At 71.8% G+C, this 9,653-nt stretch carries 7 protein-coding genes; 4 read left to right on the top strand and 3 right to left on the bottom strand.

All coding sequences use genetic code 11. The features are described 5' to 3' along the window. From ABZZ20_RS36310 to ABZZ20_RS36300, 3 genes are all read left to right on the top strand, one after another. Positions 1–1,938: KR domain-containing protein (locus tag ABZZ20_RS36310; protein WP_356877237.1), on the top strand; the 1,938-nt coding region annotated here is incomplete at its 5' end. Between the two features lie 7 nt (positions 1,939–1,945). Then, positions 1,946–2,893 carry a proline iminopeptidase-family hydrolase gene (locus tag ABZZ20_RS36305; RefSeq protein ID WP_356877235.1) on the top strand — a complete coding sequence of 316 codons (948 nt, stop codon included), beginning with the start codon at positions 1,946–1,948 and terminating at the stop codon, positions 2,891–2,893. Next, complete coding sequence (locus ABZZ20_RS36300) at positions 2,880–3,833, top strand: ACP S-malonyltransferase (protein WP_356877233.1); 954 nt, start codon at positions 2,880–2,882, stop codon at positions 3,831–3,833. The genes ABZZ20_RS36305 and ABZZ20_RS36300 overlap by 14 nt, the downstream gene beginning before the upstream one ends. Before the next feature lie 32 nt (positions 3,834–3,865). Here the strand turns inward: ABZZ20_RS36300 and ABZZ20_RS36295 are convergent, their stop codons facing one another. After that, positions 3,866–4,120, bottom strand: a complete 255-nt coding sequence (locus tag ABZZ20_RS36295; RefSeq protein WP_356877239.1) for an acyl carrier protein — start codon at positions 4,118–4,120, stop codon at positions 3,866–3,868. Positions 4,121–4,255: 135 nt separating this feature from the next. Between ABZZ20_RS36295 and ABZZ20_RS36290 the strand changes: the two genes are divergently transcribed. Further along, positions 4,256–5,761 carry an AMP-binding protein gene (locus ABZZ20_RS36290; protein ID WP_356877231.1) on the top strand — a complete coding sequence of 502 codons (1,506 nt, stop codon included), beginning with the start codon at positions 4,256–4,258 and terminating at the stop codon, positions 5,759–5,761. 106 nt (positions 5,762–5,867) lie between these two features. Here the strand turns inward: ABZZ20_RS36290 and ABZZ20_RS36285 are convergent, their stop codons facing one another. Then, the gene (locus ABZZ20_RS36285; protein ID WP_356877229.1) at positions 5,868–8,483 is read right to left on the bottom strand and encodes an AAA family ATPase; all 2,616 of its coding nucleotides are present in this window, start codon (positions 8,481–8,483) and stop codon (positions 5,868–5,870) included. A gap of 101 nt (positions 8,484–8,584) precedes the next feature. Beyond that, positions 8,585–8,869, bottom strand: a complete 285-nt coding sequence (locus ABZZ20_RS36280) for a PqqD family protein (protein WP_356877227.1) — start codon at positions 8,867–8,869, stop codon at positions 8,585–8,587. Positions 8,870–9,653: the final 784 nt, after the last annotated feature.

Raw genomic sequence — 9,653 nt, 5'->3', positions numbered from 1 at the left:
GCGGAGCTCTCGGGTCTGGGTGCCGAGGTCACGATCACGGCTTGTGATGTGGCTGATCCGGCGAACGTCGCTGGGTTGTTGGCGTCGGTTCCGGTCGAGCACCCGTTGATCGGGCTCGTGCATGCGGCGGGTACGGGTGACAACGGGTTGATCGCGGCCATGGATGTTGAGCGTTTGGATCGGGTGTTGGCGCCGAAGGCGGATGCCGCCTGGTATCTGCACGAGCAGACCCGGCACCTGGACCTGTCCTTGTTCGCGTTGATCTCCTCGGCTGGTGGTCTCACGCTTGCTGCCGGGCAGGCGAACTATGCGGCGGCGAACACCTTCCTGGACGCCCTTGCGGCGTACCGCCACGCCCAGGGCCTCGCGGCCCAGTCCCTGGCCTACGGCCTGTGGGCCGGGACGGGCATGGGCCAGCTCATCACCGAGACCGATGTGAAGCGGATGGAGCGGCAGGGCCTTCCGCCGCTGCGGGCCGAGGAGGCCCTCGCCCTCTTCGACACCGCGTACGCCTGCGGCCGGCCCGCCACCGTCCCCCTCCACATCAACCGCACCGCACTCCGGGCACGTGCCGAGCGGCTCCCCGCCCTCCTGCGGCCCGCCACCGTCACCACCCAGCGCCGCACGGCCGGAGCCAAGAGCGCCGAGACGGAGCTCATCTGGCTCCGGATCGGCCAGGCGCCGGAGGCCGAACAGGACGCGGCGCTGCGCGAGCTCGTACAGAAGCGCGCCGCCCACCTCCTAGGGCACAGCAGCCCCACCGCCATCGACGTCGAGCGGGGCTTCCTGGAGTCCGGATTCGACTCGCTCAGCGCCATGGAGCTGCGCAACGCCCTCATGAAGGACACCGGGCTCCGGCTGTCACCCATGGTGGTGTTCGACAGCCACAGCCCGGCCCAGCTCGCGAAGGTGCTCCTGGCCGAGTACGCCGAGCAGGGACCGCGTACGACGGACACCGGCAGCGTCACCGGCACCGCCGGCGACGGGACCCCCGGCGCCCCTGCTCCCGGTGCCACGTCATCGGCCCGGGGCGCGGGGGAGACCCTGCGCGATCTGTTCCACGGAGCCGTGGTCGCCGGTCACGCGGACAAGGGCTTCGACCTGCTGCGCGCGGCGGCGGCCGTCCGGCCGTCCTTCGGATCGGCGGCCGAGCTGGAGCGCGTACCGGCCGCGGCCCGGCTGGCCGACGGTGCGGAAGGACCGCACCTGATCTTCGTCAACACGCCGATGGCGACCGGCGGGGCCTACCAGCACGCGCGCCTCGTCTCCCACCTCCAGGGCAAGCGGAAGGTTTCCGCCCTGCCGATCCTCGGCTTCGACGCGAGCGAAAGCCTTCCGGCCACGCCGCAGGCGGCGGTCGAGGGCCTGGCGCGCACCGTCCTGGAGGCGGCCGGCGGCGAGCCGTTCGTCCTGATCGGCTACTCCTCGGGCGGCACCCTCGCCTACGCCACGGCCGGGCACCTGGAGCGCGAGCACGGAGTGCGCCCGCACGGCGTGGTCCTGCTCGACACCTACAACGTGCACGACGGCGAGAGCGAGGGCGTCCCCATGGACGACCTGGCGCTCGGCATGTTCGACAAGGAAGCGGCCTTCGGGGTGTTCGACAGCACGCGGCTCTCCGCCATGGGGCGCTGGGTGGAGCTCGTACCGAACCTGGAGCTGGAGAAGGTCGGGGCGCCGGTCCTGTTCGTCCAGTGCACGCAGTCGTTCGTGCCGGACGGTGACGACCCCTCGCCCGAGCTCGTCCAGGGCAAGGCCGAGCCCTGGGAGCCCACCCACACGCTGCGCCCCGTCCGGGCCAACCACTTCACGATCGTCGAGGAGCGTGCGGACGACACCGCCCGAGTGCTGGAGGAGTGGCTCCTCGCCGAGACCGCCGACACCACCCACACCCTCGACGCCGTACAGACCGCCGACCAGACCCAGAAAGCGATGTGAGACGACGGTGGCAATCAAACCCAAAGGCACCGTGCCCTTCGGCCCGTACCGGACCTGGTACCAGGTCACCGGTGACCTCCAGTCGGAGCAGCCCGCGCTCGTCGTCGTCCACGGCGGACCCGGCAGCACCCACGACTACCTGAAGAACCTGACGCAGCTGGCGGAGCACACCGGCCCGGTCGTCCTCTACGACCAGCTGGGCAACGGCGGCTCCACCCACCTGCCCGACAAGGGGCCGGACTTCTGGACCCCCGACCTCTTCGCCGACGAGCTCGACAACCTGCTGAAGCAGCTCGGCATCGACGACTACGTGCTGTTCGGGCAGTCCTGGGGCGGTCTCCTCGTCACCAAGTTCGCGGCCGGCCGGCCCGCCGGCCTGCGCGGCCTCGTCATCGCCAACGCCCCGGCGTCCTACCCGCTGTGGCTGGAGGAGGCGAAGCGGCTGCGCGCCGATCTGCCGCCCGGCGTCAACGAGACGCTGCTGCGCCACGAGGCCGCGGGCACCACGGACAGCGACGAGTACCACCACGCGATGCGCCCGTTCTACGAGAAGCACGTGTGCCGCCTCAAGCCGTGGCCGCGGGACTACCTGGCCTCGTTCTACGAGGTCTACAACGACCCCACGGTCTACTACGCGATGAACGGCCCGAGCGAGTTCCACGTCAACGGCACGCTCAAGGACTGGTCGGTCACCGACTACTGCCCGCAGGTCGAGGTGCCGACCCTGCTCATCTCCGGACGGTACGACGAGGCGACCCCGGCGACGGTCCAGCCGTTCCAGGACCTGATCCCCGGGGACGTCCGGTGGGAGATCTTCGAGGAGTCCAGCCACCTGCCGCACCTTGAGGAGCCGGAGCTGTTCCAGCAGGTCATGCGGGACTTCCTCGGCTCCCTGGCCGACGGGACCGCGGGCGGCGCGCGTACGAAGGAGACGGTGGGTCATGGACGTCACTGACCGTTCGGGCAGCGCCCTGGTCTTCCCCGGCATGGGACCCGTCCCGTTCGCCGAGGTCGCCAAGTTCATGCTGGTCAACCCGTTCGCCCGAAAGCTGTTCGCGGAGGCCGACGAGGTACTGGGCTACTCGCTCTACGAGCGGTTCAAGGCCGCCGAGGGCGACTACTCGAAGTACGCCCAGCTCGCGTTCTTCGTGAACTGCCTCGCCCTCGCCCAGTGGGCCGAGAACGAGTTCGAGGACCGGCCGGCCTTCTGCACGGGACTGAGTTTCGGCGAGAAGACCGCCGCCGTGCACTCCGGGGCGCTGTCGTTCGCCGACGGCCTCCGCTTCACCGCTCGGTTCGCCCGCACCCTCGACGCGTACTTCGCCGACGAGCACCCCGAGGAGGTCGCCACCCAGTCCTTCGCCCGCACCCCGCGCGCGAAGCTGGACGAGGTGCTCGCCGAGCTCGACGAGCAGGGCGAGTGGCACGACATCACCTGTGTCGTGGACGAGGACTTCGCGATGCTCACCCTGCGCACGTCCCGGCTGGAATGGCTCCAGCAGCGGCTGCGCGCCCTCGGCGGGATGCCGCTGTACGTGATGGCACCCCCGCTGCACTCACCGGCCTTCGGCGGGCTGCGCCGCCGGGTCGAGGAGGAGGTCATGGAAGGGCTCGTCTTCCACGACCCGCACCTGCCCGTGGTCGCCGACCACGACGGGGCGCTGCTGACGACGGGCGAGGGGGTGCGGGACCTGCTGCTCGACGGCTGTGTCCGTCCCGTCGACTGGCCGGGCGTACTCGCCTCGCTGCGTGACCAGGGCACGGGCGTGCTGTACGTCGCCGGGCAGGACGGCCTGTTCAGCCGGGTGGGGGCGGCGACACGGAACTTCCGGGTCGTACCGGTCAACCCCCGACTGGTCATGCGCCCACGACGCCGGACCGCGGCCGCCGCCTGAGGGCGGTCGGCCGCGGCCGCGGCGCCGACGGGTCAGTGGCTGGCCCCCTCCGACATCTTCGTGAGCTGCTCCCACAGCACCGCCGGGGTGGCGAAGGTGTCGAGGGACAGCGCCTCGTCCACGAACCGGACGTCGTACGCCTGCTCCAGAGAGCCCAACAGTTCGACCACGCCGAGGGAGTCCAGGCCCACGCCCCGCAGATCGGTGTCGGCTTCGAGCGGCTCGTCCGCGCCGAGGAACGGCACGTACTCCCGGAGCAGTTCCTCGAATGTGTTGTCCCAGCCCATGGTGACCCCAGTCTTTCCGCTGTGTTGGTCGTCGTTTCCCAAGAACGTGACGCTAGGACCGACGGCGCGGCCCGGGGAACCCCGGCCGGACCCCTAACTCGCGAAGAAACCAATACACCTCTCCGGAGTGAAGACATGTCTGAGAACGAGCGGCCCGCCGTGTACGAGCGCTTCCGGCGAGGCCTGGCGCTGTCCCCGGACGGTCCGGCCCTGCGCATGGGCTCCGAGTCCGTCACCTACCGGGAGCTGCACGAGCAGGCCCTGACCTGGGCCGGCTCGGTCGGCTCGGCGAAGGTCGTCGGCGTCCTCGCGGGCAAGAGCGTCACCGCGTACGCCGGCATACTCGGCGCACTGTACGCGGGCGCCACCGTCGTCCCGCTGCACCCCGACTTCCCCGCCGTCCGCACCCGCCGCATGCTCGAACTGTCCGGCGCGGCGGCCCTGATCGTCGACGACCAGGGCCGTGCGGCCCTCGGCGAGACCCTCGGCGAGCTGGACCTACCGGTTGCCCACCCCGATCCGGCGCAGGCCCTCGTCGAGCCGCGCGAGGTCGGTGCCGATGACGTCGCGTACATGTTGTTCACCTCCGGCTCCACGGGGCGCCCCAAGGGCGTGCCGATCAGCCACGGCAGCCTCCACCACTACTTCGAACTCAGCGACGCCCGCTACGGCTTCACACCCGACGACGTCTTCACGCAGACCTTCGACCTGAACTTCGACTGCGCGATGTTCGACCTGTTCTGCGCCTGGGGTGCGGGCGGGGTCGTCGACGTCGTACCGCCCAGCGCCTACCTGGACATGCCGGCCCACCTCGCGCGGCGCGGGATCACCGTATGGTTCTCCACGCCCAGTGCCATCGGCCTCGTACGCCGCATGGGAGGCCTGGCCCCCGGCGCGCTGCCGACGCTGCGCTGGAGCTTCTTCGCCGGCGAGGCACTGCGCTGCCAGGACGCCGCCGACTGGCAGGCCGCCGCCCCCGCGTCCACGCTGGAGAACATCTACGGGCCGACCGAACTCACCATCACCGTCACCGCGTACCGCTGGGACCCGCAGACCTCTCCCGACCGGGCGGTCAACGGGCTCGTCCCGATCGGGGCCGTCCACGCCGGCCACGACCACGTCCTGCTCGACGAGGCCGGCGCCGAGACCCCCACCGAGGGCGAACTGCTGATCACCGGACCTCAGATGGCCACCGGTTACCTCGACCCCGAGGACGACCGGGGCCGGTTCGTCGAGCGTGACGGCCGCCTCTGGTACCGCACCGGGGACCGGGTCCGCCGGCTGCCCGGCGGGGACCTGATCTACCTCGGCCGGCTGGACTCCCAGGTCCAGGTCCAGGGCTGGCGGGTCGAGCTCGCCGAGATCGACCACGCGCTGCGCGCCTGCGAGGGCGTGGAGGACGTGGTGACCGTCGCCCGGCCCGTGGACGGTTCCACCGAACTCGTCGTCTTCTACACCGGCGAGGTCCGCCCGGCGGCGGAGCTCGCCCGGAACCTGCGCGAGGTCCTGCCGCACGGCATGCTGCCCCGCCGCTTCGTACACGTCCCCGAGTTCCCGCTCAACTCCAACCGCAAGGTGGACCGCCCCGTGCTGAGCGCCCGGGCCGCGGAGCTCCTCGCCCCGCGCTCCCGCCGCGGCTGAGCCCCCGCCCGGACGGGACGGCGCCCCCCGGACACGTCCCCGTCCGGGGGCTCGTCCGGGGGCTCGTTCGGGGACGCGGCCGTCGTAGCGGCCGTCGGCGCGGTCGTCAGACGGCCGTACGGCTCACCGGCTCCAGCCCCATCGGCAGGTCCCCGCGCGAGGTGATCTGTAGCTTGCGGTAGACCCGCGTCAGATGCTGTTCGACGGTGCTCACCGTCAGGTAGAGCTTCGCCGAGATCTCCCGGTTGGTCAGTCCCTGGGCGGCCAGCGTCGCCACCCGCTGCTCCGAACTGCTCAGCTTCGTCGCCGTGTGTTTCGTACCCGCCCCGGCCGGCGCCCGGTCCCGCGCCGCCGGAGCCGTCAGCGGCGCGTCCGGCAGGATCTCCCGGCACAACGCCACGGCTTCCGATTCCTTGGCCAGGTTCCACGCCATCCGGGTCATCGCATTGCCCTTGGACGGCGAACCGTCCGCCTGTAGGGCCCGCCCCAGGTCGGCCATGGCCCGCGCCGTCTCCACCCGGTCACCCGAACGGTGCAGCTCGTCGACGGCCTGGCCCAGCACCGCGGTCCGCTTCTTGGGATCCCCGGTCAGGGCCCGCATCCGCAGCGAGATCCCCCGTACCCACGGCCGAGGTGCGTCGGGCAGGGCCAACTGCTCCAGTACGAGCTGCTCGGCCTGCTGCTCGTCGCCCAGCCGTAGCAGCGCCTCCGCGGCGTCCGTGCGCCACGGCACCAACGCCGGCCGGTCCATCCGCCGGGCCTCCATCAGCTGCCCCACCGCCAGGAAGTCCGCGAGCGCGGCGTGCGGCTGATTTACCGCCAGCCGGTGCAGGCCCCGGGCCCGGAGGAACGCCAGCCCGTGCAGACTGGTCAGCTGGGACCCGGGCACCTGCCGGTCGGCGAGCCGGGAGGCCTCGGTGAACCGCCCCATGGCCGTGCAGGCCCGGATCAGCACCGCGGTCGGCGCACAGGGGAAGCTGCCGCCGCGCTCGGGCAGTGCCTGCAGGGCCGCGGTCGCCTGCGCGTGCGCACCGCGCAGGTTGCCCATCCGCAGCAGCGCCTCGGCGTACAGGGCGGCGAACAGCGCGCTCCAGCCGGGAGCCTGGCAGCAGTGGGCCTCTTCCAACAGCTCCCGGCTCCACGGCACCGCCCGCTCGGGATGGTCCGAGGTGATCAGCGACCGTACGGCCTGGGCCAGTGGCGCCACCGTGGCGTCGGTCAGCCGCGCCGACTGGAGCAGCCGCTCACTGACCGCCGCGGGCGTGTCCACCAGGGTGTCCAGCGGAGAGAGGACCGGCTCACCCGTGCCGGTACCCGTCCCTGTGCCCGTACCCGTGCCGGTGCCCGTACCCGTGCCCGTGCCGGAGGCCAGTAGGGCTGCCGCCTCCGCCAGCTGCCCGTGCGCCAGCAGCAGCCCGGCCAGCGGCTGCACCTGCTCGGCGTCCAGCGCACCCGCTCGCCGCGCCGCCACCAGCTCGCCCACCTGCCGCTCGGCCGCAGCAGGATCGAAGCGGGCGGTGATCTGGGCCAGCCGCATCCGAACACCGCCGTGCAGCGGGGCCCCGGGCCCGGCCCGGAGGGCCAGTTCCAGCAGCCGCGCCGCCTGCCGGGCCTCGTTGCGCACCAACAGCTCCTCCGCGGCGTCACGCAGCAGCGCCACGTCCGCCGGATCACCGTCCCAGGGCCCGCCCGCCGGGCAGGCGGCGAGCAGGTGCTCGGCCACCGCGGTCGCCGGACCCCCGTCCTCGCGCAGCACCCGGGCCGCCTGACGGTGCAGGGCGGCCAGGGCCGCCGTACCGCACTCCTCCACGGCGGCGGCCCGCGCCGCCGGGTGGCGGAACCGTACGCCGTTCAGCAGTCCCGATGCCTCCAGCGCGGCCAGCCCCCGCCGGGCGGCGGGCCCGTCCAGGCCGAGCAGCCGGGTGACCCGTTCCGCGGACGCCTGCTCGCCGAGCACCGCCACCGCGCGGGCCAGCCCGAGCGCGTCCGGACCCGTCCGGCACAAGCAGGTCGCGACGGCCTGGGCGAAGGGGCCGCCCGGTTCGAGTACCAGCGGCTCCGCGTCCGTCGTCTCCTCGCAGAGGGCGCGCAGCAGCAGCGGGTTGCCACCGCTGATCCGGTGCAACTCGGCAGCTCCGTCCCGGGAACCCCGTACGGCAGCCACCTCGTCCACGGTCAGCAGACCCAGCCGGACCCGGCGGAACTGGGGCTGGCGCATCAATTCGGTACTGAACGCCGGATCCTGCGCCTGGGCGTGCAGCGCGCCGGCGACCACGACGAGGACCGCCGCGCCGCGCGCGTGCCGGGCCAGGTACTGCACGTACTGCAAGGACTCGCGGTCGGCGTGCTGGACGTCGTCGACGCACACCACGACCGGACTGTCCAGGCTCAGCTCGCGCAGCTCCGTGCAGAACGCCTGCATCGCTCCGACGCGCGAGGGCACCACCGCCCCGCCGGACGGCTGCGGCAGGGCGAAGGACTCCTCCCCGTTGACCAGCTGGCGCAGCACGCCCAACGGCACCTGCTGCTCCTCGGGCGTCGCGACGGCGTAGAGGACCGTCGCCGCGGACGCGACCGCCTGCTCGACGACATGGGAGATCAGGGCACTCTTGCCGCACCCCGTGCCGCCCTCGATCAGGACGATCCGGGACCGTCCCGCCACACAGTCGGTTAGTGCTCTCTCCAGAATGTCGATCTCCGACGTCCCGCTCGCTAACGTCATAGCCGCCCCCGCCGTTGAAGGTCCACCCCTAACCCGGGTCAGGATGGGGCGCGGCCCTACAGGGCAGGTCGAGCTCAGCCGGAGACCCGCTCCGAAGCGGCTCAGGGTGCGGGCAGGACGCGTAGGAGCCCGGCATCGCGCATTTCGTCGATCCAGATGTCCAGATCGGCCCGCGCGTTCTCCGGATCCGTGCCCCACAACTCGGCGAGGACCTGCGCGGCGACTTCCGCATCACCGTCGTGGCGGCGCAGCGCGATCCACATGGCGGTTCCCACCGGGCCGCACCGGAAACGGCCCGGTCCGGCCAGCGAATCCGCTCGCAGTTCCAGGTAGCCGTCCGCATCCACGAAGGCGGCAACCACCCCCGGTGCCGGTCGGACACGCACGGACACCTCCATTGCCGGGATCCCAGAAGTGCCGGCGCTGCAGCCGATCGAGGACCTCTCAAACTATGGGTGAATTCCGTACTGATCCATGGTCAACAACGCACTCTGGGGTGGCAGTTTCCACGTAACCCCTACGGAGGTGGAAAGCGGCCCTTACGGATATAGGGGGCCCGAACCCGCACCGGACCGGCAGATCCGGCCAAACGGCACCCCGGATATCGGGAGATCGGACCACGCATCGGCTCCCCCCTGTGCGCCCGACCCGGACATCACCGGAAATCAGCCCGCGAAACCGACCCGCCCCGCAATGACCGAATACCGCGCCGGCTGCCGATCGCAGGACCACGGCCGCGCACGCGCCCCGCCGGTGGTCCACCGACCCTCCACCGACCGTCGAGCGCATCTCGACGCCCTTGCGAGCCCCACCCCTACAGGGGTACCCACGGCCCGTGCGAAACGGTTGACTCAGGAGGCAGTCGAGTCTGACGCGACCCCGGCCCGCCAAGCTGCCCTTGCCCTTGCCCTTGCCCTTGCCCCCAGCCCCCTGCTCCGCAGGAGTCCGAGTCCTCCCCGGCCGCGAGACCGGGCATCCTCCGAGGTATCAGGTGAACCCACCCATGTCCGTTGTCACCGACGCCGTCCCCAGCGAGAGTGGGACAGGGCCGAAGGAAGTGCGCCGCCTCGACCGAGTGATCATTCGTTTTGCGGGTGACTCGGGTGACGGCATGCAGCTCACCGGTGATCGTTTCACGTCGGAGACGGCGTCGTTCGGGAACGACCTGTC

The organism is Streptomyces sp. NPDC006430, assembly GCF_040612395.1.
Taxonomy (GTDB): domain Bacteria; phylum Actinomycetota; class Actinomycetes; order Streptomycetales; family Streptomycetaceae; genus Streptomyces.
The sequence above is the reverse complement of the archived record's forward strand: the minus strand, read 5'-3'. Positions and strand labels throughout refer to the sequence as shown.

Excerpts from the sequence above, each read along its gene's own strand:
- ABZZ20_RS36290 (WP_356877231.1), top strand. The coding sequence starts at position 4,256 with ATGTCTGAGAACGAGCGGCCCGCCGTGTACGAGCGCTTCCGGCGAGGC.
- ABZZ20_RS36300 (WP_356877233.1), top strand. The coding sequence starts at position 2,880 with ATGGACGTCACTGACCGTTCGGGCAGCGCCCTGGTCTTCCCCGGCATG.
- ABZZ20_RS36285 (WP_356877229.1), bottom strand. The coding sequence starts at position 8,483 with ATGACGTTAGCGAGCGGGACGTCGGAGATCGACATTCTGGAGAGAGCA.
- ABZZ20_RS36295 (WP_356877239.1), bottom strand. The coding sequence starts at position 4,120 with ATGGGCTGGGACAACACATTCGAGGAACTGCTCCGGGAGTACGTGCCG.